This is a genomic window from Paraburkholderia sediminicola, from assembly GCF_046027355.1.
Taxonomy (GTDB): domain Bacteria; phylum Pseudomonadota; class Gammaproteobacteria; order Burkholderiales; family Burkholderiaceae; genus Paraburkholderia; species Paraburkholderia sediminicola_B.
Genome location: NZ_JAQQEK010000060.1, coordinates 1 through 24,872 on the forward strand (window position 1 = coordinate 1; position 24,872 = coordinate 24,872).

26 protein-coding genes and 2 pseudogenes are annotated in these 24,872 nt (G+C 58.5%); 13 read left to right on the plus strand and 15 right to left on the minus strand.

What is annotated here, in order from left to right:
• Positions 1-345: pseudogene (locus PQR42_RS43715) on the minus strand (MFS transporter); the annotation flags it as partial.
• A 669-nt stretch (positions 346-1,014) separates the two neighbouring features.
• Between PQR42_RS43715 and PQR42_RS43720 the strand changes: the two are divergent.
• Complete coding sequence (locus PQR42_RS43720; protein ID WP_408220916.1) at positions 1,015-1,215, plus strand: copper chaperone; 201 nt, start codon at positions 1,015-1,017, stop codon at positions 1,213-1,215.
• Between the two features lie 23 nt (positions 1,216-1,238).
• On the opposite strand, the pseudogene PQR42_RS43725 reads toward PQR42_RS43720, so the two are convergent.
• The 3 genes and pseudogenes from PQR42_RS43725 to PQR42_RS43735 all read right to left on the minus strand — a co-directional run.
• A pseudogene (locus PQR42_RS43725) lies at positions 1,239-1,523 on the minus strand (4-hydroxylaminobenzoate lyase); the annotation flags it as partial.
• Entirely contained in the window at positions 1,523-2,233 is a 711-nt protein-coding gene (locus PQR42_RS43730; protein ID WP_408393126.1) for an SDR family NAD(P)-dependent oxidoreductase, read from the minus strand. The gene PQR42_RS43730 and the pseudogene PQR42_RS43725, both read right to left, overlap by 1 nt.
• Positions 2,234-2,341: 108 nt before the next feature.
• Positions 2,342-2,608 (minus strand): hypothetical protein, encoded by a 267-nt coding sequence (locus tag PQR42_RS43735; protein ID WP_408393123.1) that lies wholly within the window; start codon positions 2,606-2,608, stop codon positions 2,342-2,344.
• A 421-nt stretch (positions 2,609-3,029) separates the two neighbouring features.
• Here PQR42_RS43735 and PQR42_RS43740 point away from each other — a divergent pair, with 421 nt between their 5' ends.
• Positions 3,030-3,971: an aldo/keto reductase gene (locus PQR42_RS43740; RefSeq protein WP_408220922.1), complete on the plus strand. Its 942-nt coding sequence runs from the start codon at positions 3,030-3,032 to the stop codon at positions 3,969-3,971.
• 30 nt (positions 3,972-4,001) lie between these two features.
• The gene (locus PQR42_RS43745) at positions 4,002-4,385 is read left to right on the plus strand and encodes a nuclear transport factor 2 family protein (protein WP_408220924.1); all 384 of its coding nucleotides are present in this window, start codon (positions 4,002-4,004) and stop codon (positions 4,383-4,385) included.
• Between the two features lie 48 nt (positions 4,386-4,433).
• Here the strand turns inward: PQR42_RS43745 and PQR42_RS43750 are convergent, their stop codons facing one another.
• The 3 genes from PQR42_RS43750 to PQR42_RS43760 form a co-directional block, all read right to left on the minus strand.
• Positions 4,434-4,733 carry a RidA family protein gene (locus PQR42_RS43750; protein WP_408220966.1) on the minus strand — a complete coding sequence of 100 codons (300 nt, stop codon included), beginning with the start codon at positions 4,731-4,733 and terminating at the stop codon, positions 4,434-4,436.
• Between the two features lie 164 nt (positions 4,734-4,897).
• Positions 4,898-5,194 carry a hypothetical protein gene (locus PQR42_RS43755; protein ID WP_408220926.1) on the minus strand — a complete coding sequence of 99 codons (297 nt, stop codon included), beginning with the start codon at positions 5,192-5,194 and terminating at the stop codon, positions 4,898-4,900.
• 208 nt (positions 5,195-5,402) lie between these two features.
• On the minus strand, positions 5,403-6,188 hold the full coding sequence (locus PQR42_RS43760) for a fumarylacetoacetate hydrolase family protein (RefSeq protein ID WP_408393120.1): 786 nt from the start codon (positions 6,186-6,188) through the stop codon (positions 5,403-5,405).
• A gap of 712 nt (positions 6,189-6,900) precedes the next feature.
• Here PQR42_RS43760 and PQR42_RS43765 point away from each other — a divergent pair.
• From PQR42_RS43765 to PQR42_RS43805, 9 genes are all read left to right on the plus strand, one after another.
• Positions 6,901-7,479 (plus strand): cupin domain-containing protein, encoded by a 579-nt coding sequence (locus PQR42_RS43765; RefSeq protein ID WP_408393117.1) that lies wholly within the window; start codon positions 6,901-6,903, stop codon positions 7,477-7,479.
• Positions 7,480-7,573: 94 nt separating this feature from the next.
• The gene (eno, locus tag PQR42_RS43770) at positions 7,574-8,860 is read left to right on the plus strand and encodes a phosphopyruvate hydratase (protein ID WP_408393114.1); all 1,287 of its coding nucleotides are present in this window, start codon (positions 7,574-7,576) and stop codon (positions 8,858-8,860) included.
• Positions 8,861-8,933: 73 nt separating this feature from the next.
• Positions 8,934-9,512 carry an NADPH-dependent FMN reductase gene (locus tag PQR42_RS43775; RefSeq protein ID WP_408393111.1) on the plus strand — a complete coding sequence of 193 codons (579 nt, stop codon included), beginning with the start codon at positions 8,934-8,936 and terminating at the stop codon, positions 9,510-9,512.
• Between the two features lie 99 nt (positions 9,513-9,611).
• The gene (locus tag PQR42_RS43780) at positions 9,612-10,625 is read left to right on the plus strand and encodes a VOC family protein (RefSeq protein ID WP_408220936.1); all 1,014 of its coding nucleotides are present in this window, start codon (positions 9,612-9,614) and stop codon (positions 10,623-10,625) included.
• Positions 10,626-10,642: 17 nt separating this feature from the next.
• On the plus strand, positions 10,643-11,173 hold the full coding sequence (locus tag PQR42_RS43785; protein ID WP_408393108.1) for a carboxymuconolactone decarboxylase family protein: 531 nt from the start codon (positions 10,643-10,645) through the stop codon (positions 11,171-11,173).
• Positions 11,174-11,393: 220 nt separating this feature from the next.
• Entirely contained in the window at positions 11,394-12,503 is a 1,110-nt protein-coding gene (locus tag PQR42_RS43790) for an alcohol dehydrogenase catalytic domain-containing protein (protein ID WP_408393106.1), read from the plus strand.
• A 70-nt stretch (positions 12,504-12,573) separates the two neighbouring features.
• Entirely contained in the window at positions 12,574-13,185 is a 612-nt protein-coding gene (locus tag PQR42_RS43795) for a cytochrome b (protein WP_408393103.1), read from the plus strand.
• Positions 13,186-13,244: 59 nt separating this feature from the next.
• Positions 13,245-14,414 (plus strand): porin, encoded by a 1,170-nt coding sequence (locus tag PQR42_RS43800; RefSeq protein ID WP_408220944.1) that lies wholly within the window; start codon positions 13,245-13,247, stop codon positions 14,412-14,414.
• Between the two features lie 1,119 nt (positions 14,415-15,533).
• The gene (locus tag PQR42_RS43805; protein ID WP_408495831.1) at positions 15,534-15,998 is read left to right on the plus strand and encodes a DUF4148 domain-containing protein; all 465 of its coding nucleotides are present in this window, start codon (positions 15,534-15,536) and stop codon (positions 15,996-15,998) included.
• Here PQR42_RS43805 and PQR42_RS43810 read toward each other — a convergent pair.
• The 4 genes from PQR42_RS43810 to PQR42_RS43825 all read right to left on the minus strand — a co-directional run bounded on the left by PQR42_RS43810 (position 15,995) and on the right by PQR42_RS43825 (position 20,420).
• Positions 15,995-16,990, minus strand: a complete 996-nt coding sequence (locus tag PQR42_RS43810; RefSeq protein WP_408393098.1) for a LysR substrate-binding domain-containing protein — start codon at positions 16,988-16,990, stop codon at positions 15,995-15,997. The two genes, PQR42_RS43805 and PQR42_RS43810, sit on opposite strands and share 4 nt — an antisense overlap.
• A 363-nt stretch (positions 16,991-17,353) precedes the next feature.
• Positions 17,354-17,785, minus strand: a complete 432-nt coding sequence (locus PQR42_RS43815; RefSeq protein ID WP_408393096.1) for a DUF3331 domain-containing protein — start codon at positions 17,783-17,785, stop codon at positions 17,354-17,356.
• A gap of 203 nt (positions 17,786-17,988) precedes the next feature.
• Complete coding sequence (locus PQR42_RS43820) at positions 17,989-19,221, minus strand: CaiB/BaiF CoA transferase family protein (RefSeq protein WP_408393094.1); 1,233 nt, start codon at positions 19,219-19,221, stop codon at positions 17,989-17,991.
• An 11-nt stretch (positions 19,222-19,232) separates the two neighbouring features.
• Positions 19,233-20,420: an acyl-CoA dehydrogenase gene (locus PQR42_RS43825; RefSeq protein ID WP_408393091.1), complete on the minus strand. Its 1,188-nt coding sequence runs from the start codon at positions 20,418-20,420 to the stop codon at positions 19,233-19,235.
• A gap of 125 nt (positions 20,421-20,545) precedes the next feature.
• On the opposite strand from PQR42_RS43825, the gene PQR42_RS43830 reads away from it, so the two are divergent.
• A complete protein-coding gene (locus tag PQR42_RS43830; protein WP_408393088.1) occupies positions 20,546-21,484 on the plus strand; it encodes a LysR substrate-binding domain-containing protein in 939 nt (312 codons plus the stop codon).
• A 75-nt stretch (positions 21,485-21,559) separates the two neighbouring features.
• On the opposite strand, the gene PQR42_RS43835 is transcribed toward PQR42_RS43830, so the two are convergent.
• The 4 genes from PQR42_RS43835 to PQR42_RS43850 form a co-directional block, all read right to left on the minus strand.
• Complete coding sequence (locus PQR42_RS43835) at positions 21,560-22,597, minus strand: phosphotransferase family protein (protein ID WP_408220960.1); 1,038 nt, start codon at positions 22,595-22,597, stop codon at positions 21,560-21,562.
• 141 nt (positions 22,598-22,738) lie between these two features.
• Complete coding sequence (locus PQR42_RS43840) at positions 22,739-23,704, minus strand: C-terminal binding protein (RefSeq protein ID WP_408220962.1); 966 nt, start codon at positions 23,702-23,704, stop codon at positions 22,739-22,741.
• A gap of 42 nt (positions 23,705-23,746) precedes the next feature.
• Complete coding sequence (locus PQR42_RS43845) at positions 23,747-24,637, minus strand: fumarylacetoacetate hydrolase family protein (protein ID WP_408495835.1); 891 nt, start codon at positions 24,635-24,637, stop codon at positions 23,747-23,749.
• 132 nt (positions 24,638-24,769) lie between these two features.
• On the minus strand, positions 24,770-24,872 hold a 103-nt coding region (locus PQR42_RS43850), incomplete at its 5' end, for a 4Fe-4S dicluster domain-containing protein (protein WP_146610023.1).

Sequence of the window (24,872 nt, forward strand, 5' to 3'; positions counted from 1 at the left end):
TGTGAATCGCTTCAGCGTGAACGTCACGCCGAACCACGGCGCGAATACCATCGTGGCTACGTTCGTCGCCTCGAAGAGCGCGGTCAGCCAGGTCCCGTCGTCACGTCCGATCGAGAACGCGCCGCGAATATCAGCGAGCGCCACCGCGGTGACCTGTTCGTTCAGGATGGCCAGTAGCGACGCGAGCAACATGCCGATCAGGCCGATAGCGAGGCGCAGGGGGAGTGTCGCTTCGGTGGATGTCTGCTGTGCAGGAGTGCCTGTCCCGGGGACAGAGACCGGCGCCGGCGATGGCTCGGGCTTCGCTTCTCCTGTTCCAGCTATCGGTGGGTTGGCGGTGTTCATAAGGGTCCGGCTACCAGTGTTTAATGGGGCATTTCATCGGGACGTCTTCCTGTCACGACCGGTGTTCGCAAAGATCCCGGATGCTCCGCGAAGAAGCCCGATCCGATGACCTGATGGTCTTTACTGCATTCGTTCCAGTCGGCTCGCTATCGCATTGCCGCCGCGCATTGGGTTTATGAATTCTAGGAGACGGGTCTGCTCTCCTGAAGCTAAAAAGGTCGTGTATCAGTCCATTCCATTCACAAATCCGGCCAATGTCAGCGCAGCAATAGACACAACGTACCTACCTGGAAATGATCCTTTTCCATTCGGCCAACAGAACAAAAAATTCAGCAAGGTGGAGCGGCGCGAGCAGCTATTTTTTCTGGCACGCTTTAGTGATTCCTGAGCAATCAGGTAACCGCGTCGGGCCGGTGGTTTAACACGGACCGTCGCTGTCGCTACAGCGCGTTTAAAGCGGCGAGCCTATCCGCAGATCAATGGCGCAAATAGCAAGGCGATGCATCGGGGACGCCACCGGAATAGACAGCATGCCTCGCTCAACAACTGGCGCGACGCTTCGGCGACGGCCGAACGGAGTAGTGAGTACAATCAATATGCGGACCTACCGACGCCGATGAATCGATAGGTTCTGCTTTATTCAAGCGTTGTTGACTGGAGAAGTAACAAATGAAATTCTCGATGAAAAACGAAATCCGTTCAGACGATGTATCGACGATTGAGCATGCGATGAAGTCCGTCGACGCCGACGCGAAGGTCAACGTCGACATTGACACGAAGATGGTGAGCGTCGATTCATGGCTGATGCCTGAAGAGTTTCTCGTCGCTTTCGAAGACGAGAACTATGACGTGACCATTGTCGAAGCGTAGACAGGTGTGAGACTGGATGTGCCTCAATGCTGCGGCGGTTTGACGTCGAACGCAATCCGTCCCGCGGGCAGAAAAGTGAGTGAGATGACAGCGCCGCCCTTGGCTTCCGGAAAGTGGTGACTTCCCGGCGCCGGCGCCGTCCACCCGCCATAATACCAGCCGTTCGGACATGCGAGCGCAGCGCCTTCATTGAGCGGTATCACCAGATTGAACTCGCCATAAGGGTGCGAGTGATAGTCGCCACGGAAGCTGCCTTCGGGGTTGTTCTGGGCGTTATCCGTGCTGTCCATCAACACCGCTTTGGTGCTCAGCGCCCGGCACTCTGGCCGCCGTCGACGTGCAGGATTTCTCCAGTGACGAATGATGCGGAATCAAGGAACAGAATTGCGTTGGCGATATCGCTCATCTCGCCCATGCGACCGAGCGGATGAAAGGCACCCAGCGCTTCATGGGTTTCCGGCGCGTGCATCGGCGTCCTGATAATCCCCGGCGCGACGGCATTCACGCGAATCCCTTTCCTGGCGTACTCAATCGCCAGAGACTTCGTAGCGGCGTTCAGACCACCCTTCGTCAGGGCTGCCAGTACCGAATACACGCCGCTGATCGCATGGTCAACGATGCTGGTGGTCACGCTAACCACATGGCCGCTCGAATGCTTTTCCATTTCGGCGATCGCGAGTTGCGTGACGTAATAGAAGCCCGCGACATTCACGTTCATTACCGCGGTGTAGTCTTCGGCAGTGTATTCGGTGAAAGGCTTGCCGATGTAAATGCCGGCGTTGTTCACTAGTGTGTCGATCCGGCCAAATCGTGCGACACCTTCGGAAATGACCCGTTGGGCGGTCGCCGGATCACCGATATCACCCGCTACTGTCAGGATATTCGCGTCGTCCGACGGCTTGATCGAACGTGCGGTCGCAACAAGGCGGTAGTCGAGCTTTCGAAATGCCTTCACGACTTCGGCGCCAATGCCTTGCGATGTGCCGGTAACGACGACAACCTTTTGTGATGTGCTCATGCTTTACCCAGAAAATTGGCAGGACCGGCATCTTTCGACTGCAGATGGGGGGACTTTACGCTCTATGGGTTTTCACCAGGCGCTCTAGCTGTGATGGTTTGGGGACACTTACTGCTCATTTTCGGCCACCACGCTAAATTTCCAGAATCCTGCTATTTGCAAAGTCGAGTCGCCTCGCCGGAGACAGTCGTCAATCTTGCTCGACACGGCGATGCGGATTCGAACAGGATCGCGGTACAAGCGCGTCGTGCTGACCTCGATCACGCAACAGTTGATCAGCACTGAACAGTACGGATGCTTTGTTGCACGGAGTGCAATCACGCCAACTGCATGTCGTTCTTTCCCGGAACCTTCCGCTGCCGCCCAGTGATTCATTTGCTACACTTGATCGGCAAGCAAACCTGTTTGGCGCCCAGTCGACCCTGACGGCGGCGGCTGAGTTGCGAATCAGCGCGATTCGATTCGACGGCTTCAACTTCCGCACATTCAATATCAATCCGGCCTGAGAGAGAAAGGCTTCACGACCACCAATCTACTTGCTGAGGTTGTCGACACGACTCCGACTTTTTGCCAAAGCCACGAAGTCGCGCCTGCCAATGAGGCGGCGATTCACATGCCGTTAAGTAAGGAAACCCGGTGTAAGCAGTTCACGAATTCGTCGGCCAGGAATCGCTATGAAGCGGCTATCCGACTCGAGTACGTTGAAGTTTTTTCTGTTCATGGACCTGGCGTCGCAATTGCGGGCCCAAGCGTCGGTCTTTCGTCGCAGGGCATGAAATAATGCGGAGGTATCGACATGATGGAGTCTTCCGATTTCCGGAGCAAAAAGATAGTGCTTAATCACGGAGGCGGCCGTATGCCCGCGCTCGGATTCGGCACGCTGATTCCCGATCCAGCTACGACTACCAGTGCTACCAGAGACGCGCTGGAAGCCGGCTACCGACACTTCGATTGTGCCGAGCGATATCGGAACGAGCGCGAGGTGGGCGAGGCTCTGCGGACAGGGCTTGCTGCCGGAGGGATCGCGCGCGAAGACATCTTCGTGACCACAAAATTGTGGAATTCCAATCATCGGCGCGAGCGCGTCGAACCGGCTTTCGAGGCAAGTCTTGAAAGGCTCGGGGTCGACTATCTCGATCTCTATCTGATACACACGCCGTTCGCATTTCAAGCGGGAGATGAGCAGGATCCGCGCGATGAAAACGGCGATGTCATCTACGACAAAGGTGTGACTTTGCTAGACACGTGGAGGGCGATGGAATATCTCGTCGACCATGGAAGATGCCGGGCGATCGGACTGTCCGACATCGGTTTGAATGAGTTGCGGCCTCTCTATGAATCGGCACGAATCAAGCCGGCGGTGGTGCAGGTCGAAGCACATCCGTATCTTCCAGAAACGGAACTTCTGGAATTCTGCAAGGAGAAAGAGATCGTGTTTTTGGCCTTTGCGCCATTGGGTCACGGAATCAGGCCGGGGCCGCTCGAGGATCCGGTCATCTCGCAGATTGCCGCGCGAATTGGAAAGACGCCGGCCCAGGTACTGCTTGCCTGGGCGATCCAGCGCGGCGGAGCTTTGCTCACCACCCCCAGAACGGCGGCCCGCGCGCGAGAGAATTTCGATATCTCCGCGCTTCCGGCAGACGCATTCGACGAGATCAACCGGATTGAGACGAGGCAGAGGTACAACGAAGTGGTCAAGACGGGCAGCCCCGGGTTTATTCCGCGGCGTACGCAATAGATAGACGTGAACGGTATCCGGAGGCACGCCATGCAGGAAGAAAAGATACGTGAAGTCCTGAACGCGCACTGGCACGCGTCGGCGGTCGGCGATCTCGACGCGGAACACGATATTTACGATGATGATGCCATCTGTGACTATCCCCAGTCAGGTGAACGAATCATCGGGCGAAGCAATTTGCAGGCACTGCGGAGTCATCATCCAGATAAACCGTCAGGTTTTGATGTCAGGCGGATTCAAGGAGAAGGTAATCTCTGGGTCACGGAATACAGCATCACTTATGAGGGGCGAGCGGCTTACACGGTAAGCATCATGGAGTTCTGCGACGGCAAGGTCATTCACGAGACCCAGTATTTTTCGGATCCCTTCGAGGCACCGGGTTGGCGGAGTCAGTGGGTTCAGCAGATCGCATGACATCGCGTTGCGGCGAGATACGGCGCACGGTAACGCTCGATCGGGTCCTTATGCCGTTGGCGTAAAGCTACCGTGATCGTCTCGCGTCAGGCCTTGATCGCATGCACGACAATTTTCGCCAAGCAGTTCCTTGACGACCACCGTCGCCCGATTCGGGTAAGGTGGAGCCGTGAAATAGCGCGCGTAGACGCGGTTCATTCCCGGCGCGTCGGCCTTGTCGACCAGATAGATGGTCATTCGAGCGACAGGCGCGAGACTCGATCCAGCGCATTCGAGCACGTGCTTCAACTGGTCGAACACGCGTGCGTTGAGATCAGCGATCGACGCACTGCTGCAAATGAGCCGGATAACGACCGCCCACGTCTCCGTCGAGGCTGGTCTTTACGTCACGGCCGGCACGAAGGTGAAGATGCCGGACGGTAACCTCGTGTCAGCAAGACACTTATTCGGTCACCCGACACTCCCGATATCCGCATGGAGCTACGATGTGTAGCCCTCCGGTGACGCTAAAGTCAGCGGGGCGGAGGGGAGGAGGCCGCGTCCTGATTGCCAGCTTTCCGTTCCGCTCGAATCAGGTTCTGTGGGTAATCCTGCGGGTTGGCCTGCGGACCATATCCGTTCTGCTCGAGTTTCCTGAGTTCGGCATTCCTGGCCTCGCGCGCCTGTTTGCTTTGTGCCTTTCTTGCTGCCTTGGCCTGTGCTTTCGTGACGGGTGCCGGTGTGCTGACCGGTTGGTCCTGCGCGAATACCATTACCGGCAGCGAGGCCGCTAAAAGCGCTCCTACCCATACGGTTGACTTTACCTGCATATCAGTTCTCCTTGAGAGTGGTGAGTATTACTGTTTTGTCGTCAGCCCCTTTCAGCCCCTCGATGTTCGCTGAATGAATGCGATGCGCGTGCTGACGTGCTGCAAAAAATGACTGAAACCTGGTCGGGACCTCTTGTCGGTCCTTGACAGGACGCAGAGGCAGTTGATTGCTGTTGAATAGCTGCGGAGATCGTCGCTTCCAGTCGGGCTAAGACTTCGCAAGTGCGGCAGATACCACGTTGTTCCGGAGGAGGCCAATCCCCTCGATTTCCACTTCGATCTCGTCACCGGCCTTGATGGGCCCCACACCGGCTGGCGTGCCGGTCATGATCAGGTCACCAGGGAGCAGGGTCATGTATTTGCTGAGATAAGCAATGATCTGCGGAACGCTGAAAACCAGATCCGCGGTGTTTCCATTCTGTCGCACTTCACCGTTTACGCGGGTAACGATGCTCAGACTGGAAGGATCAAGCGCCGTTTCAATGACTGGGCCGATAGGTGCGAACGTGTCGTAGCCCTTGCCAACCAGCAGGCAGCCAAACTCGCTTTCACGGCGCTGCAGAACCCGGTCGCTCACATCATTGCCACAGGTATAACCGAGCACATAGCCGAGTGCGTCCGCCTCAGCTACATGACGCGCTTCTTTGCCGATCACGACAGTCAGTTCTCCTTCGAAGTGGATATTCTGGCCTTCGAGCGGATAGACAATCGAATCACCGGGACCGATAACGGTAGTGCTCGGTTTCATGAAAAGCACCGGTATCGTGGGACTCGTCTTGCCTACCTCCTGCGAGTGTGCGCGGTAGTTGTACCCCAGACCGAATACTCTTGGCCGCTCGATCGGAGTCAACACCCGCACAGAATTGAGATTGTCGACATGGCCGCTAGGCTGGGGGTCCTGTAGCGGTGTACCAAGCAGTCGCTCGATTCTTCCTTCCTCGCCAGCGATTCCGTAATAAGCGCGACCATCGGCCAGATAGCGAACGATTTTCATAGTGGATGCACACGCCAAAGTAGTTGAATGCTAACGTTAGCTTCAAGAATCCTCCGTGTCAATCCGATTGTTGGCAATGAACCCGTTGACATTGAGCTGTGATCGCTGCAAACTGATGCGAACGTTAGCATTTAAGTTAATTTCAAACATGACCAATCGACTTTGGAGATCAGGCAGTTGCGCGCATGGCCTCCGGCGCACGATCTGGATTTTGAGCTGGGCGAGGAGTGGCGCTCCGTGACCATTCACCTGCTTGTCGACTCTACGTCGGGTTCCGCAGTCGTGCGTGGAGCATGTTCGCTGCTGCTTCATTTGCCGGATATTCGGGCCATCCGTCTCGCACCGCTTGACCTGCAAAGCTCGGTTGTGTTCCGCGACTATGTACTTGCGAATTTGCGCAACGGTACGTGGCCGGCGCTAAGGCGGGTCAAATTGAGCGTGAGCCACTTGGGGCCCACGTCAGACCGGTAGAGGTGGCTTGCGCTCATGCGGGAGTCGTGACGATCGTTGTGCGGGGCTGGACGCGATACATCGATGCGCGGATGTCCTGCTTGTACGCCACTGCGCTTCCAGCTTGCGTTGCTCGACGCGCATCCGGAGCGGCAGGATTGGTCGACACAGGTATCAGATCAAGGCTGGGATGTGCCGCCGTTTGTAGCGTCTGCAGGATCGGGGCGGTATTTTCGGATGAAAGCATGAAATGGAGACAACGATGGAAAATGAATCGCAAATTCCCGGCGGGCTGCCGGTCAGTATCCGGCGCGTGGTAACGGGCAACTTGCTGGATGGGTCCGCCCAGGTGGTTCTCGATGGCGTTCCCCCACGCTCTGACGCGTTCCGGCACATCCCGGGAATGGTGTCGCGTCTCGTCTGGGCGACGCCGGCGACCGCGTTGCTGCCGTTTGATGGGATGGATCCCACGGGGGTTGTCCGCAGCATGGTCCCGGGTATGGGCGAAACCCGCTTCCTTGTCGTTACTTTTCCTCCGGACAGCGTATTTGCAGCGGCCGATTTTGACCCACGTGCTGCCGCCGAAGAAAACGCAAAAATCAGCCCGGGACTTGCCGAACTCTTTGAGGCGAATGGAATGCACATTACGCCCAGCATTGACTACGGGATCGTTCTCGACGGCGAGATCTGGCTGGAGCTCGACGACGGGCGCGTCACCCACCTCAGGCAGCACGATCTCATCGTCCAGAACGGTACACGACACGCGTGGAGGAACAGGAGTACGAAGACGGCAAGCGTCGCTTTCGTGCTAATTGGCGCGCAGCGCGTCGGGGTCAGATAGTGCCGGAGCTTGGCGCCCGAAGGTGCAATCTTCCCGCCAACGCTGCGCCAGCATCGATTTCTCAAGCAACCGGGTCAACAACTGGAGACCATTTATGACCGATACAACAATTGCCCGCGTGCACGGCCGTCGTGTGTGGGATTCGCGCGGCCGCCCCACAGTCGAAGCGGATGTGACGCTCGCATGTGGCGCGACGGGGCGCGCGATTGCGCCGGCCGGCGCATCAACGGGCAGCGGTGAGGCACTGGATCTTCGTGATGGGGGCGTGTCGTTTGGCGGTCTGGACGTGAGCCGTGCCGTCGCTTCGGTTAACGCCGACATCGCGGAACTGCTGTCCGGGCGGGATGCGCTGCACCAGGCGGCAATCGACAAAGCCATGGTGGAACTGGACGGTACCGCGAACCGCGGGAGGCTGGGCGGCAATGCTCTGGTCGCAACCTCGATGGCGGTCCTGCACGCTGCGGCAGCTGCAGTGCGGAAACCCATCTGGCAATACCTTGCCGGCGATCAGACCGTACGCATCCCGCTGCCCGAAATCCAGATCTTCGGGGGCGGCGCCCATGCGTCCCGCCGAGTCGACGTTCAGGACTTCATGGTGATGTGCCCAGGGGCGCACAGCTTCAGCGAGGCACTGGACTGGACCGCTGAGATTTACCGCGCAGCAGGCGCGCTGATGAAAAAGGCCGGCAAATTACAGGGTGTTGCTGACGAGGGCGGCTACTGGCCCGCATTCGACTGCAATGAAGAAGCGCTTGATGCCGTACTTGCTGCAATCGACCATGCAGGCCTGCGACCTGGTGTGGACGTCGGCATCTCGCTGGACATTGCAGCGTCGGAGTTTGGCCGCGACGGACACTACACGCTGGCGCTGGACGGACGTAGCCTTGACACGGACGGAATGGTGAAGATGCTTGGCGGCTGGCTGGCCAACTATCCAATTCTGTCGATCGAGGATCCATTGGCGGAGGACGATCCAGCCGGATTCGGTATTTTTGCGCAGGAGTACGGCAGCCGCTGTCAGATTATTGGCGACGACTTTCTCGTCACGAATGCCGATCGCGTGGCCGCCGCCGCCGCCGCAGGCCACACCAACGCGGTTCTGATCAAGCCCAATCAGGCGGGGACGATCACCGAGGCGCATGAGGCGCTCCTCGCAGGCAAGAAGGCCGGTTTCGGCACGATTGTCTCGGCCCGTTCCGGCGAGACAGAAGACGTGACGATCGCTCATCTGAGCGTCGGCTGGGATGCTGGCCAACTCAAGGTTGGCTCCTTTTCCCGATCAGAGCGCATGGCGAAATGGAATGAGGTACTGAGAATCGAGGAGTCTCTCGGCGCTCAGGCCGTTTTCAGTGGTTGGTCCGCGTTGCCGTTTCATCGCTGAATACCGCGGTACAGGTATTACGGGAGCTCTCAAGAGGACCCGTCGTCTTAACGTCAAGAAAGAGGTACCGATAATGTCAGACCTGAGGCTATTAGGGGTATCGGGAAGCTTGCGGCGCGAGTCAAACAACACAGCGTTGCTTCGCACCCTGCAGGATTCGATGCCCGCGGACATCGAAATAAGCGTAAAAACCCTGCACGGTATCCCGCTATACGACTCGGACCTCGAGAATAACGGCACGCCGCAGGCTGTTCGTGAATTCAGGGCTGAAATCGAGGCCAGCGACGGTCTCATAGTCTGCTCTCCGGAATATAACTGCGGGATGCCGGGCGTTCTCAAGAACGCACTGGACTGGGCATCGCGCCCCGCATCCGCTTCTCCCATGAAGGGCAAGCCGGTGTTGATCGTAACCAGTTCGCCGGCATTTACCGGCGGCGTGCGGGCCCAGGCACAACTGCGGGAGGTGCTCACCGGAATGCTCGCGCGGGTCATCGTCTGGCCGCAGGTCGTGATTGCAGGGGTGCACGGAAAGGTTCAGAACGGCTGTCTCGTCGATGAGGCGACCCTGCAGTTTCTACGCGACGCCGTGGGCGGACTAGCCGCGGAAATCTCGCTGCTGTCCCGCAGTCTGTCCGATAGCATGCAAACGTAAGCATCATTATGGCTCGCCCTGATTGACAATATTTCGTTTCAATCATAGTCTAGTGCTAACGTTAGCGCAGTTCTCCCCATTCAAACGATAGAGGTTCGTATGTTGCCACCCGTCGATCTCCGGCCGCCGTTCAACATCACCCGCACGAGCCATGTGGTGCTGCACGTCGCCGACCTGGCGAAGAGCCGCGAGTTTTATGTCAACGTTATTGGTTTGATTGTTTCAGACGAGGATGACCAGACCTGCTATCTGCGCGGGCTGGCGGAGGCCTGCCACCATAGCCTCGTGCTCGTGCAGACCAACGGCGAAGCGACGTGCAAGCGGCTCGGTTTCCGCGTGTTTTTTGAAGAAGATCTGGATCTCGCATACCAGTTTTTCAAGTCTGAAGGACTGCCCGCAGAGTGGGTCGAGGTCGCGCATCAGGGCAGGACACTCCATGTTTCCGATCCGATCGGCACGAAGATCGAACTGTGCGCGACGATGGAAACCCGCGAGCGCCAGTATCTGAACCGCGAAATCTTCAAGGGTGCTCATGCCCAACGGCTCGATCACGTACAGATCTTCGCGCCCGACGCGTACGCGCTCTGCGAGTTTTACAGTCGGTTGGGCTTCCGGAATTCCGAGTATCTGGCACATGGGGACAAGCTGCTTGGCGCGTTCATGTACCGCAAGGGAACGTGCCTCGATCTGGCGATCGTTGAAAACGAAGGGCCCTGTCTGCATCACTTCGCGTACACCGTTTCGGAGTCGCACAACATTTTTGATGCATGTGACTTCGCAGGTATCCATGGATACGGCACCGAGGTCGAGCGCGGGCCCGGTCGCCACGGCCCTGGCGGAATGCTCTTTGTCTATCTGCGCGATCCCGACGGGCACCGCATCGAGATCTTCAATAGTCACTATCAAACGATCGACATCGAAATCGAGCCGGTACGTTGGGACGCGGGCTCACTAAGCACAAGTGTTCGCTGGGGGCTCCCCGCTCCGACGCGCTGGTACTTCGAAGCCACGAAATTTGAGGCGGTGCCGCTCATCCCGGCTGTGCAAAAACCCAACCCTGAAACGCTCGAAAGCTACGTGCGGAAACAGCTTTCGGCAAAAGACAACTTATAGGAAGAGGACAACTAAAAATGGCACGAGTCAAATACCTTCGTCGCTCGGACAGCGGCGCTGATCAGGCGCTTTTCGACAGGCTGGAACGCGAGCGGAAGGTCCCAACGGCCAACATCTTCAGCGCGCTCGCGAACGCGCCTCCGGTGCTGGACCAGTTCCTGTCGTATGCCAACGCGCTGCGCGCATCGGAACTGAGCCCGAAGCTTCGCGAACTCGCGATCCTGACCGTTGGACATTGCACGGCGTCGGTGTATGAAATTGCACACCACCAGTCACACGGTCTGAAGGCGGGTATCAGCGAAGAGCAGTTGAAGGCAATTGCTGACTACGCGGAGTCGGCGCTCTTTGATGAGCATGAACGTGCTGTGATGGCGTTCGCGGAGGAGTCCACGCGCGTGGTGAACGTCAGCGCCCAGACATGGGACGCGGTGGCCGCTTTCCTTCCAGAGCGTCAGCTCATCGAGCTTGTGCTGACGGTTGCCTGGTACAACTCGGGGGTGCGGATCATGGGCGCGCTCGACATCGAGCTCGAGGACGGGTACCGCTGATCCGTTCGGAGTATACGCATTCCAGCCCGGCGACCAGCCAGGTCCGAGGTCCATTGTCAGTCGTTTGCGGGATCCGTCGGACCGTCGAGTAGTGAACGCCCGTCAACGCCACAGAAGGAGGCGTGTACGGGACGCCGGTCGCGGGCACATACAAAACGCTGGCTAGCCCCACATCATGCACTGGCCGTGCGCAATTTGATTCATTAGCAAGAGGTTTAGTATGGAAAAGACGATGGTTGCAGCCCGGCTGCACGCCCTTGGTACACCGATGACACTGGACACGATTCCCGTGCCTAAGCCGCGTCCTAACGATGTGCTGGTGCGGGTCAAGGCCTGCGGCATCGTTCCCAACATGGCGAACGTGATCAACAACTGGATGACGTGGTTCCCGCACCAGCCGTTGCCGAAGTTTCCTGCCATTTTCGGGCTGGACCCGGCCGGCGTGATCGAGGAGGTCGGTGAGGCCGTCATTAACGCGAAGCCAGGTGATCGCGTCTACGTTAGTCCGTTGCGTTCGTGTGGGTCGTGTTCGGCTTGCCGGTCCGGCCATCGGAGCCACTGCCGGTACTTCACGCTCAACGGCTATTTCAGTACCAGCCGTGACGGCCAGAAAATCTTCGATTTGTATCCGTACGGCGGTTTCTCGGAGTACATGACGGCGCCAGAGTACGCGATCGTCAACATTCCCGATAACCTGACCTTCGAGCAGGCGGGCAGATTCGGCTATCTGGGTACTTCCTATGGAGCATTGAAGAATGCGGGCGCCGGACCGGGCCAGGTCGCGCTGATCGACGGCATTACCGGAACGTTGGGAGTCGCGTCTACTGTGCTGGGCCTGGCGATGGGACTTTCACGAATCCTTGGCACTGGCCGGGACGAGCGACTGTTGCAACGTGTGAAAGCACTTGCCCCCGATCGCATCGAGGTGATCCCGCTCGGCGAAAGATCCACTGGCGAATGGGCGAAATCGCTGACCGGAGGGGAGGGCGCGGATTTCGTCATCAGTGCGCTAGGAGCAAAGGCACCTGCCTCGACCATGCTTGATTCGATGAAAGGCGTGAGGCGTGGTGGCAAGGTAGTCAATGTGGGTGGGGTTGCGGAGGACCTGCCTATTGACGTGAAGTGGCTGATGGACGAACAGGTCCAGTTGATCGGGTCAAACTGGTTTACCGCGGCGCAGGGACAGGAGATGGCTGAGATGGTGCGTACGCGCACCATTGATCTCTCATACCTGGAAACCCGCCGCTTCCCGCTTGCGGACGTCAACGAAGCGATTTCAGGGCTGAAGGACCGCGACGGCGGGTTCAGCAACTACGTCGTGATTCCCTAAGCATCGGTCACGCTTCCTGCTGGATTCTCCATGGTCCAGCAGGAACTGAAGAGAATAACAACATGTAGTTATGTTAGTACTACGAAAGGAGATAGAAGTGGAAAGGAGACAATACACGTCCGTCGCAAAGGCCCTCCATTGGGCAATGGCCATCGTGATCATCACAGCCTGGGTTGCGGGCTACTACTCCAGTACGCTTAGTCTGCCGCAAAAAATCCAGGCCGACAGCATCATGCTGCACAAGTCAATTGCGACGGTCACGCTGTTCCTGCTGGCTGCGCGCATCCCCTGGCGGCTCATACACGGTGCGCCTGCCGCGTCATGCGACGTGCCCTCGCTGGAACGCATGGCCGCGCGGGTGGGACATCTGCTGCTTTACATCTGCATGGTTGCACTGCCACTCTCCGGTTGGCTGTGGAGTTCCGCTGCCGGCTACAAGATTCCGGTCGCCGGCCTGTTCTATCTTCCGCCTCTGATGGCGAAAACGCCGGGTCTGTCGCCGATGCTCAAGCAGATGCACATCTCGTTCGCCTACGCAATTGCAATTCTCGTATGCGGGCATGTTCTCATGGCGCTGAAGCATCACTTTTTCGATCGGAGTGATTCGCTCACGTCAATGTTGCCGCGTTTGACCCGAGGTCAACACGATGCACAGGGGAAACAGCGCCGGATTTCCCATTAGAGGGAAAGCGTAATACCCAATCAAACAACGTCAACATGACAACTACCAGGAGACAACGAATGAAAAGGCAACTCGCACTTGCGGTCAGTGGGTGCATATGCGCTGCGGCTCAGGCCCAAAGCTCAGTTACGCTCTACGGATTGATCGACAATGGCGTTTCGTATGTAAGCAATCAGCGCACAGCAACTGGCGCAGGTCGAAGCAATGTATTTGCATCCTCCGGAAACATCGTCGGCAACCGCTGGGGTTTGACAGGCAACGAGGATCTGGGCGGAGGTCTCCAGGCCATCTTCAAGCTTGAAAACGGCTTTACAGGAACCAATGGCGGTCTTCAGCAGGGGGGGCGCCTGTTTGGTCGGCAGGCATGGGTGGGTGTGTCCAATCCCTACGGCGCTGTCACGCTCGGACGCCAGTACGATTCCGTGGTCGACTACCTTGCGCCCCGAAGTCTGGCGCAGAGCTTCGTGGGTGGACTCGAATTCATGCATCCGATGGACAACGATAACTTCGGAGACTTTTTCCGACTCGACAACGCCGTAAAATTCGCCAGCAGCGATTACAGCGGGCTGAAGTTCGGCAGCCTATACGCTTTCTCCAATAAGGCGGGGGATTTTGCGGATAATCGGGCGTTCAGTGCTGGGGCGAGCTACAACAGAGGGCCCGTCACCCTGAGTGCTGCGTACATGCGCATTGATAATCCGGGAGATGGCGCGACAGGTGCACTCGACGGTTCGTCCACGTCGGGCGATGCAACGTTTCATGCGGCTCGTCAACAGGTCTGGGGTGTCGGCGGAGCGTATGTGATTGGCGCGGCCACCCTAGGTCTGGTCTGGAGTCACTCACGTTATAACGATACGACCGCAGTGTATCGTGGTAGTACGCTTTCTCCCGCGTCCACCGGATCGCCGACCGATCTGACCTTTAATAACTACGAAGCAAACATTCGATATCTGATTACCCCTGCGTTGCTGGTCGCCGCATCGTACACGTTCACGGATGGGACGTATTCCAATGCATCGGCCAATGCGAAGCCGAAGTGGAATCAGTTCAATCTGATGACTGCGTATTCGCTTTCCAAGCGTACGGATGTCTATCTGATGGCCGAGTATCAACATGTGACCGGGGCTGCGGGAACGATCTTCAGCGGTGCGTTCATCGGCGGTAGTGGCGGCCCGTCGGCGTCCGGTAAGCAGTTCCTGACGAGTGCAGGGCTTCGCGTAAAGTTTTGAAGATCTTTTGGGAACGGTGAACAGTCGCTGGGCCGATAGATCGACTGCTCACCGCGAGCTGCGGAGTCCTGGTTCGACTCAGACCAAGTTCGACTGCGCCTTGCCGCGTATGCGGGCATCTTCCAGATGGCTGGTCCCGAAAAAAGTAATCAGGCCAACTCAGCAACAGCGTGTGCGCCGGTTGCCCAGCCACCGCTCATGCAGTTTCGGCAGCACCCGTGTACTGTCATAACACTCGTGTTCCCACGGACACGGCGACTGCCGAAGTGATAATGGTCGACGTCGTCCCGGCATCCTGGCGTCGACAGTAGTTTGCGTTTGCACTGCGGTGCCTTAGTACTTCCCTTGCCAGTTGTCCGCGCTCACGCATGATCGGGCGGGCCGCTTCATCCTACACTGACGATATACAACAACACGCATCCGGTTGCGTTCGACGTATAGCCATGCCCCCTGGTTGGTAACCAGCGTGACCGCATCCATACGATCTGCTTTCGTGCGCCGTTGGTGGTGTTTGACCGGAATCCTCGCGACTTCAGTCACATAAGACATGACGTCGCGCAACTGGTACACGATAGGTCGAGAATGCGTCCTGTTGTCCGGTCTGGAAGGACGGCCCACCACTCGTCGTGGGTTTCACCACTGAAGCCAAAAGCAGCGCGGCTGTCTCGGAGTCCCCATCTTCCGGTTACCGGAGCCCCGCTCCAGATCAGCGGAGTCGGGACCTCGCGAGCGGACAGCGCCGACTTATGATCTGAGCGACTCAGCGCTGCATCAGAATGCCGGGCCAACAGCTCGCGAGGCTTCGTTCTGCAGTGTAGCTGACGGTGATCGCCGATTTTCATGAGGCGGCGGCCTCGGAACCCACGGACGCGCTCTTCGCGACGTCTTCAACCAACGTTTTCAACCAACGTCTGCAGCCGGCGGCAGTACGCATTGCATTGCGTCTGCGTAACCTGTGCGAGTTGGGCTCGGGCGGCCGACACGACGTCGAATGGCTGGCAGCTCTACGCCACTATTTTTTCAGTCGACGGCGCGGCAAGCTGCGACCTGCAACGCGAGCTTGCTGAGGATCCCTGACGGACAGCATTTTCTGCGTGTGCTCTCGGGGAGATTACCGCCGTGGCTTGCAACAGTCCTTTCCAGGCCATAGGTATTCACCCTAATGCCCCGCGTCACTACACTGCAGTTACCGATCGCAGCAAATTTTCCGGTAACGGATATCGCAGTCAACCCAAGGGGTCAGTCATGATGAAATCGCTGATGCAAGTCATTGTCACCGCAGCTGCCATCACGGCACCGATCGTTGCGTTCGCGCAGGACAGCGCCCCCGTCACGCGGGCACAAGTCAAGGGAGAAATCGCCCAACTCGAAAAATCCGGGTATTCGCCCACCAGCAGCGACATCGACTATCCTTCCAGCGTGATGGCGGCCGAAGCGCGCGTTGGAGCACAAGACGGCAGCGCCGTTTCTACGGCGTACGGCGGCAAGGTTACGGGTTCGATAGAAGTGGGATCACGAGCAGCAGCCGCCCACGCGAAGTCGCTTTACCTCGAAAACTCCGACTCGCTGTACATCGGCGACTAGATCGCCAATCCGCCGTTTGTATCCACTGCAGAAGAAAGTGAAGAGCGGCGATCAGGGGCTGCCTCAATAGCGGCGAGCGCACGATTGTCCGCCTCGAACGTTGCGGGCAAGTTTTCGCGAAGGAACGCGATCCACGTACGAATCTTCGCGTCGACGAACCGCCGCGATTGATACAGCGCATGGGCGACAACAGGCTGAACGTCATAGCCGCGCAGGACTCTGACAAGTGAACCCGAAGTCAATCCGGGCAGGGCCACTCCCGCAGGCAGAATGCCGATCCCGAGCCCGCTCCTGACCGCGGGCTCGAGCGCTTCGATGACATTGACGGCATAGCGCGGGGCACCGATATCGACGGCGAAGGGAACATCAGACCCGCTGAACATCCACTTGTTGAACGGAAACACCGGCGTTGCCAACTGAAGACAGTGGTGAGTCCGCAAGTCTTCCGGAGTCCTGGGTTCGCCATGGTCCGCCACGTATCGCGGTGAAGCGCAGATGATGCCCGGGATACTGCCCAGCCTGACACTGACTAGCTCCGAGTCCGGCAGCCCTGGCGCGACGACGATCGATACGTCATATCCCTCCTCCAGCATGTCCGGCAGGGTGCCGGACAACGTGAGTTCGACTCTGAGGGAGTCGAACTGCTCCTGATATCGCAACACGGCTGGCACCACAAGGTGATGTCCGAAGCTCGAAAGCGCATGCACGCGCAGGCACCCCGACGGATGCTGCATCGCCGAATTCGCTTCTGCCTGCGCCTCATCAATGCTGGCGAGGATCTGCCGGCATCGATGCAGATAACGCTCGCCCGCCTCTGTCAACGCTGTGTTCCTTGTGGTTCTGTGCAGCAACCGGGAACCAAGATGACTCTCGAGATAGGAAACGGCCCGCGACGTCACTGATGTCGTCAGGTTGAGCTTGCGCGCGGCCGCAGCGAAGCCGCCTTCTGCAGCGACCTTCGAAAAAATGCGCATACATTGCAGTGTGTCCATATCGATAAGCCGTGTAGGGTTCAATGAGCGACGTGACAGACTCTCCATTTGCGCGGGCGGGTCAAACGACGGCTCACCACTGCGAGCCGACACGCAAGGTGCCCCTGGTCCGTTGAAAGCCCGGACCTTAACGTACGAACACCGGTCGCGCAGACAATGCGGAAAGCGCGACGTCGTGGCCCGCACTTGGCCATCGATGACAGAGTCATCAAGGCAGATGCCAACCAGACCCGAGAGGTACCAGGTACCGATGTTATTGACTTGAGCCGCATCGACGGCCCAAGGCGCGCAGTGCGGAAATAACTCCGTCTGAGTTATCGCAAGACGGTTGACATTCAAGTTGACCTGGCTCCACGCCGATTGTCAGCGCATTCGAGGAATCGCTTGTACCGCTTCAGACAGAATCATGGCACCTGCATTGGCAGGTGGCGGAACTCTTCGTTGCGGACGATAGATCGCGTCGCCCCGCTTGATTATGCGGCCGGTCAGCGCACAGGTTCCCCTCGCGCGGGCCACTCCGCCGCGCCATCGTTGTTCGCCGTATCTGCATTCTGTCGGGTCGCGCCAGGCGATGATTGCGGTTAATGAAGTGGGGCGATCGAGGACAGTAACGTGAACCTCTTCAATGGCGTAATGGCGAGTCCCGGCCGGCGCAGCCGTTCGGCGTGCAACCGCAACGGCGCCGACAACGGATTTCCCGGTTCTTCGGGGAGCCGTGAGTTTCATCAACTGGTCGACGGTTTGTCGCCAAGGGGAAACGTCCTGCCTGGCCATCTGACGCTGCTTGCTGCTCATAGTCTGGTTCCCTCCACGCCTGTCACTCGTCTCTGGACTCAAGCCTGGTCGAGATCGAACTGAGGCGAAGCAAACCGGATCTGTTCTGGCTTGCGGGGCTAGTTCGTAAAAATTGCAGTGATAGGGAGAGGCGTGTATTCGGCCGCATTCGCGAAGCACGCATCGGCCCAGGAATAGCGGCCGAGCCGTGCTTGCCGTATGTGCTAGACGACGCCGAGTTCGCAGAGCGCCTGGACCTCGTCTTCTCCCATGCCTAACCACGACTGCAGTACTTCGGAGGTGTGTTCGCCCAAAGTTGGAGGCGGTCGACGATAGGACACGGGGGTCTCTGACATCCGGATCGGATTCGCAACGAGCGGAACCGTTCCGGCAACGGAATGAGCCATCTCTATTCTCATCTCGCGCGCCTTGACCTGTGGATCGTCGAAGACTCTGTCGAGTGTATTGATCGGGCCGCATGGGACACCTGCGATCTCCATCAGACTGACCCATTCGGCGGTTGGCCGTTCGACTGTGACACGGTTAATCCATGCGACTAACCGTGTTCGATTCTTGACGCGCGCAGGATTCGTGGCGAAGCGCTGGTCTTCGGCCCACTCGGAATGGCCCAATACATTGCAGAAACCGGCAAACTGCCGATCATTACCAACGGCGATGATCATGTAACCGTCCGCGGTCGGAAAGTCCTGATACGGCACGATGTTGGGGTGAGCGTTTCCCATGCGTGCTGGCGCAGTACCGCCGACCAGATAGTTGGACGCCTGGTTGGCGAGCGACGCGATCTGGACGTCCAGTAATGCGAGGTCGATGTGCTGCCCGCGGCCCGTCTTGTGGCGAGCGGCAAGGGCGCTGAGTACCGCTACGGTTGCGTAGAGGCCGGTCATCACATCGGTCAACGCGACGCCAACCTTGAGCGGCCCAGCACCGTCTTCGCCGTCCGGGCGACCTGTGATACTCATCAAGCCGCCCATACCCTGGATAAGGAAGTCATATCCTGCGCGTGAGGCGGATGGCCCTGTTTGACCAAACCCGGTAACGGAGCAATAGACGAGACGCGGATTGATCGCCGAAAGACTTTCGTAGTCGAGTTCGTACTGACGAAGCCCGTCGACCTTGAAGTTCTCAATGACCACATCGGCATCCGTGGACAGTCTCCGGATAAGTTGCTGGCCCTCAGGGTGTGCGATGTCGACGGTAATGGACCGCTTGTTCCGGTTCGCGCTGAGATAGTAAGCCGACTGGCCGCTTGAGTGTCCCTCTGCATCTTCAAGCCACGGCGGCCCCCAGGCCCGGGTATCGTCGCCGGTGTTCGGGCGTTCGACCTTGACGACATCGGCACCCAGGTCCGCTAATAGCTGACCCGCCCACGGCCCGGCCAATACGCGCGACAGGTCAAGGACCCGCAGACCTGATAGCGCTTCGGTGAAGTTGGTCATGATCGTGCGGACTAGAAAGCAGCAATGTTCGTGATAGCCCGACCGAGTATCAGCGCATGAATGTCGTGGGTTCCTTCGTACGTGTTCACGACTTCGAGATTCACGAGATGCCGGGCCACGCCGAATTCGTCGCTGATGCCGTTGCCACCCATCATGTCGCGAGCCGTCCGGGCGATGTCGAGCGCCTTGCCACAGCTGTTGCGCTTCATGATCGAGGTAATCTCGACGGCCGCCGTGCCTTCGTCTTTCATGCGGCCCAGACGCAGACAGCCCTGCAAACCGAACGCGATATCGGTCATCATGTCCGCCAGCTTCTTCTGGATCAGCTGGTTGGCAGCCAGCGGCTTGCCGAACTGTTTGCGATCGAGTACATACTGACGCGCTCGCTGAAAACAGTCTTCCGCTGCGCCTAGTGCACCCCACGCGATGCCATAGCGAGCGGAGTTCAGACAGGTGAACGGACCCTTCAGGCCACGCACATCTGGAAAGGCGTTTTCTTCAGGGCAAAACACTTCGTCCATCACGATCTCGCCGGTGATGCTGGCGCGCAGTCCGACCTTGCCGTGGATTGCCGGCGCAGAGAGTCCCTTCCAGCCTTTCTCCAGCACGAAGCCGCGAATGGCGCCCTCGTCATCCTTTGCCCACACGACAAACACGTCGGCAATCGGGCTATTCGTGATCCACATCTTCGCGCCGGTCAGCGAGTAGCCACCCGCGACCTTCTTCGCCCGGGTGATCATGCCGCCAGGGTCCGAACCGTGATTGGGCTCCGTCAGTCCGAAGCAACCGATCAATTCGCCGCTGGCCAGTCCGGGCAAATACTTTTGCTTCGTAGACTCGTTGCCGAACTCGTTGATCGGTACCATCACGAGCGAGCTTTGCACGCTCATCATCGAGCGGTAGCCGGAATCGATCGCCTCGACTTCGCGCGCCACCAGGCCGTAGCACACGTAGTTCATGTCTGCTCCGCCATAGGCTGCGGGGATGGTAGAGCCCAGCAGGCCCAGCGCGCCCATCTCGCGAAAAATCCCCGGGTCCGTCTGTTCATTGCGGAAGGCCTGCAATACGCGAGGCGCAAGCTGCTCCTGACAGTAGACGCGGGCGGAATCGCGCACCATTCGTTCCTCGGCGTCCAGCTGTTCGTTGAGAAGCAGGGGATCTTCCCATTGGAACGCGACGCGCTTGTGCGGTAAAGTCATGACAGGTATCTCTGCGGCAGCTATGGAACAGGTAGGTTAAGCATTGGATAAGTTCTGTACAACCAATTTATATGCACTCGCCTGTGCAAAACCTGTACTCCGGACCACCGGCATTGGTGCCACGCATGCGACGAAAAATTCCTAGTACTACAGCACTCACAATGTTCGAGTCTGCTGCCAACCATCAGAGTTTCACCAAAGCGACCGACGAACTCGCCGTCACGCAAAGCGCAGTGTGTCGTCAGATTGCGGCACTCGAGGATTTTCTCGGCGTCAGGCTGTTCCGCCGCACGCAACGAGGTGTGTATCTGACCGAGGCTGGCCTGACGTATAGCCGTCAGGTCCGGCAGCGACTGGATGAAGTGGAGCGGGACACGTTGAACCTGATGGCGAAGGGGGGCGCGCGCGGTGCTCTTGAACTCGCGGTAGTGCCGACGTTTGCCACCAAATGGTTGATGCCGCGTTTGCCGCTGTTTGCGGCGCTGCATCCCGGGATAACGATCAATCTTTCTGCTCAGACGCGGCCATTCCTCTTTTCGCAGAGCGCGTTCAATGCGGCGATCCATCCTGGGCGTTCACCCTGGCCCGGAACCAGCCGGCACTTCCTGATGAATGAGGATCTGGTGGCGGTATGCAGTCCGCGTCTGATCGCACCGGGTGCGGACATTCCGGAAGAGGACTGGAGGAAGTACACGCTATTGCAGCAGAGTACTCGTCCCTACGCGTGGCGGCAGTGGTTTGCCTTGCAGGGCCTGCAGGTCGAAGGCGATATGACAGGCCCGCGGCTGGAGCTGTTTTCGATGCACGCGGAGGCAGCAATACAGGGTATGGGTATCGCGCTCATTCCACGACTGTTGATCGAGAAGGAACTCGCTGAAGGACAATTGACCGTTATCGGAGGCCGGACCCATCCAAGCGATCGCCCATATTTTCTTATTCTTCCAGACGAGAGATCTGAAGACGCGGCATTGGTGGCGTTCAGAACGTGGCTCGTTGCGCGGGCGATTCACTACGTTGATTCAGGCAGCGCAGTTTTGTTAGACCAACCGGCTGGCGAACTCTGAAGTTCCGCCCGACCTATGTGCCAGCGCGCAGGTACGGTGGCGGAGCGCGGAAGCTCTGCGCACTGGCACGGCAATTCAGGACTCCGGTGCCAACGCGGCGCGCCAGGCATCTGCAATATCCATCAACCTGGCAGTGGGTTCGTGCAGGAAACGGAAAGCTGTTATGCGGACCAGACGTTTGTGATCGTCACGGGTGATGTATTCGAGAGGCGACTTGCCGTCGATACGGGCTAACATCAAGGCGGGCAGGAGACTCGCCGCACGTGCTTCGAGGTCTACAGCCGGTTCCCAGCTGACCTTTTGAAGATACTGTTCGGCCAACCTCGTGAAGCAGTCGATCAGGACATCACATGCATCAGGCAACACGAGGCATTTCAGCAATAGGTGATTCAGGCAGAAGGCCAGGTCGAAAGCGGGGTCTCCATACCATGCGCACTCGGCGTCGAGGAATACGGGGCCGTTGGGGCCGATAAGGATATTCTTCGGGCTTACGTCTCCATGAACCAGAGCAAGGCGCGTGTCACGGGTGCGCTGTGCAATTGCGAGTAGCACGTCGGCTACGTCGACGTTCCTCGCAGCAGTTGCAACGAGATAGGGTTCGAGGCGAAGCGCGTTGAAGTTCTCAACCGAATCGAACCTTGCTTCGAGTTCCGGGCGAGCTGCGCTGGCCCCATGCAATCGGGCGAGGAGGGTGCCAACCTCGCCTGCTACAGACGCCTGCACATGGCCAGCCATCAACTGGGTCTTCCAGATGGGATAAAGGGCCGGGGGCAGGAAAGACATCGCGAAAAGCCCGGCCTCCGCATCCCGTGCGATCGGGCGTGGAACATTGTCGGGGGCCTGCTCCGCTGCGAACTGCAGCCATGCCCACTCATAGGCATTGCGTGTTAAGGGAGCTTCCCATTCTGCTGCGACTTTAAGCTTGCTCAAGGCACGTTTGACGCAGAGCGTGCGGCCAGGCAGGTCGACTTTCCAGATGTCCGATGACACGCCACCGGTCAGTCGGCTGCAAAACGGTTTCTCGCTGGCCTCCATTTGCCCATGAGAGACAAGAAAGGTGATGAGCGCCGTGTACTCGGCATCAGGAAGAGCGTTTGTTGCGGAAGATTTCATGTTGCCTCAGCAGATAACCAGAGCTACGTTGCGATGTCGATGGCCGGGCCATGCTTCTCCTGGGCCAGAGTATCGCGGCAATCGCAGCCTTATTCGAACAATGCAGGTTGTCAGGATTGACCGCTCGCTGCCTCGGCGCACCTATGCGCGCTGAGGCTGGTTGCATGGGTGTTCCGGCAGGTCACCCGTCAGCACACGGACCACTTCCTCGGCTGCGCGCCGGCGCAGTTCAGCGAGGGAGGCGTCCGACGAGAATGCGACGTGGGGCGTCAGCATGGCGCCACCAGTCGACAGAAGCGCTTCAGGCACGTTGGGCTCCATCTCGAGCACATCCAGCGCGGCGCCTGACAGTTGTCCTGTCTGCAGCGCCTCGACTACAGCGTCCGTATCCACGATGCCTCCCCGGCTCACGTTGATCAGCAGACCGCCGGATTTCATTAGCGCAAGGCTTGCGCGGTTGATCAGATGAAACGTCGAGTCGGTGAGAGGCGCGTGCACGATGACAATGTCGCTTTCCGACATCAGGTCTTCCAGTCCGACGAACTGAACGTCTGGAATGTCTGCGGGAGGATACAGCGTATGGGAGAGAACGCGACAACCGAAGGCGTTCAGCTTGCAGGCGGTTGCGTGACCGATGCGGCCATAGCCGATGATCCCGCAGGTCATGTGTGCGAGCCGTTTGAGATTTGCGCCGGCCGGGTTCCATCTCCCCGACCGGACCTCGCGGTCAAAGCTGATGAGCCCACGTGTCCAGGCGAGAGCGAAGCCCACGGCATGGTCGGATACCTCGGCAACGCAATAGTCCGGCACGTTGGTCACCCAGATTCCACGTTCGGTGGCTGTTTGCACTGCGATGTTATCGAGGCCTACGCCAAGCCGGGCCACGACCTTGAGTCCGGCGCTGGCGCGAATCGCCGCGGACGACACCTGTGCCCAACAGGTCATGACGGCATCGGGCTGGTGTTGTTCGACCAGCGCATCGATTTCGGACTCTGGTGCAGGCGAGGCCGGCCCTGTAATGAGCTGGAAGCCGGCGGATTCGATGACCCGGCGCTCAATCGCATCATCCGGCCAGGCGTAATCAGTCAGCAATACGGTAGCAGACATGGTTTTTCTCCTCATTCCCACAGTGTCAAAAAGCGGTATGACTCAGTCCGTGCATAAAACCCATTGCGATCCCAAGCCGTGTACTCCCGCTTGCACGACGTCTCCCGCGCGTAGATACCGGCCATAGTGACTGCCAATTCCGGCGGGTGTTCCGGTACAGATAAGGTCTCCGGGCTTTAGCGGAGTCTGGGTCGACAGATAGGCGATCTGTTCAGCAATGCTGAAAATCATGTCACTCGCAATGCCGTCCTGCATCAAGTCGCCGTTCAGGCGAAGCCAGGGACGAAGTGTCGCCGGATCGTCGATCTCCCACGCGGGCACGAGCCACGGACCTGTTGGTAACCAGCCTCGGCGGGACTTCGACTGCAACCAGTCGGTCCCGAGCGTTGGCACGTCCTGCCGGAACACGCGTTCGCGCAGGGTGATGTCGTTGACCACGCAATAGCCGGCGACGTAATCGAGTGCATGGGCTACGTCGACATGGTGTGCGGCGCGGCCCATGACGACCCCAATCTCGGCTTCCCAGTCGAGTGTGGACATGCCCGCGTCGACAGACAGCGTCTCATAGGGGCCGGATACGCAGGCAGCTCCTTTCAGGCATACATAAGGCACACCTTCGCGGCGACGCGTTTCGATGGCGGCGAGCGCTGCGTCACGCTTGTCGTCGAAGGGAAGCCCATTGTCTGCGTCGACGGCGGACTGCACGAGCTGACTGCGATAGTTGCCGATCGTGCAATAGACCTGCCGCGGTGCAACAGGCTCGTGCAGTTCGAACGGAATGTGATCGGCGCCGAGTTTTGTGAGGATGTCCAGTGTGGATTCCGCACGGCATAGCGGCCTGAGGATGTCCGAGTTGACGGCCCACTCATCGAGAAACTCCGCCATCGAACCGGTTCCTCGCAGGCCGGCGGAGCGCCAGTACGTCAATGCCATCACCCGGTTTTCCAGGAGCAGAGCAGGAAATGGAGCGCACGCGGCGGTAGAAATATTGACTAGTACGGGGAACATGAAAAGGTCGTATCTATGAAACGTTGGCAAGGCATGCTGAATATGGATGCTCGTACTTCACATATTTGGATAGTTCGGACCGCCGCCACCTTCAGGCGTGACCCACACGATATTCTGCGTCGGGTCCTTGATATCGCACGTCTTGCAATGCACGCAGTTT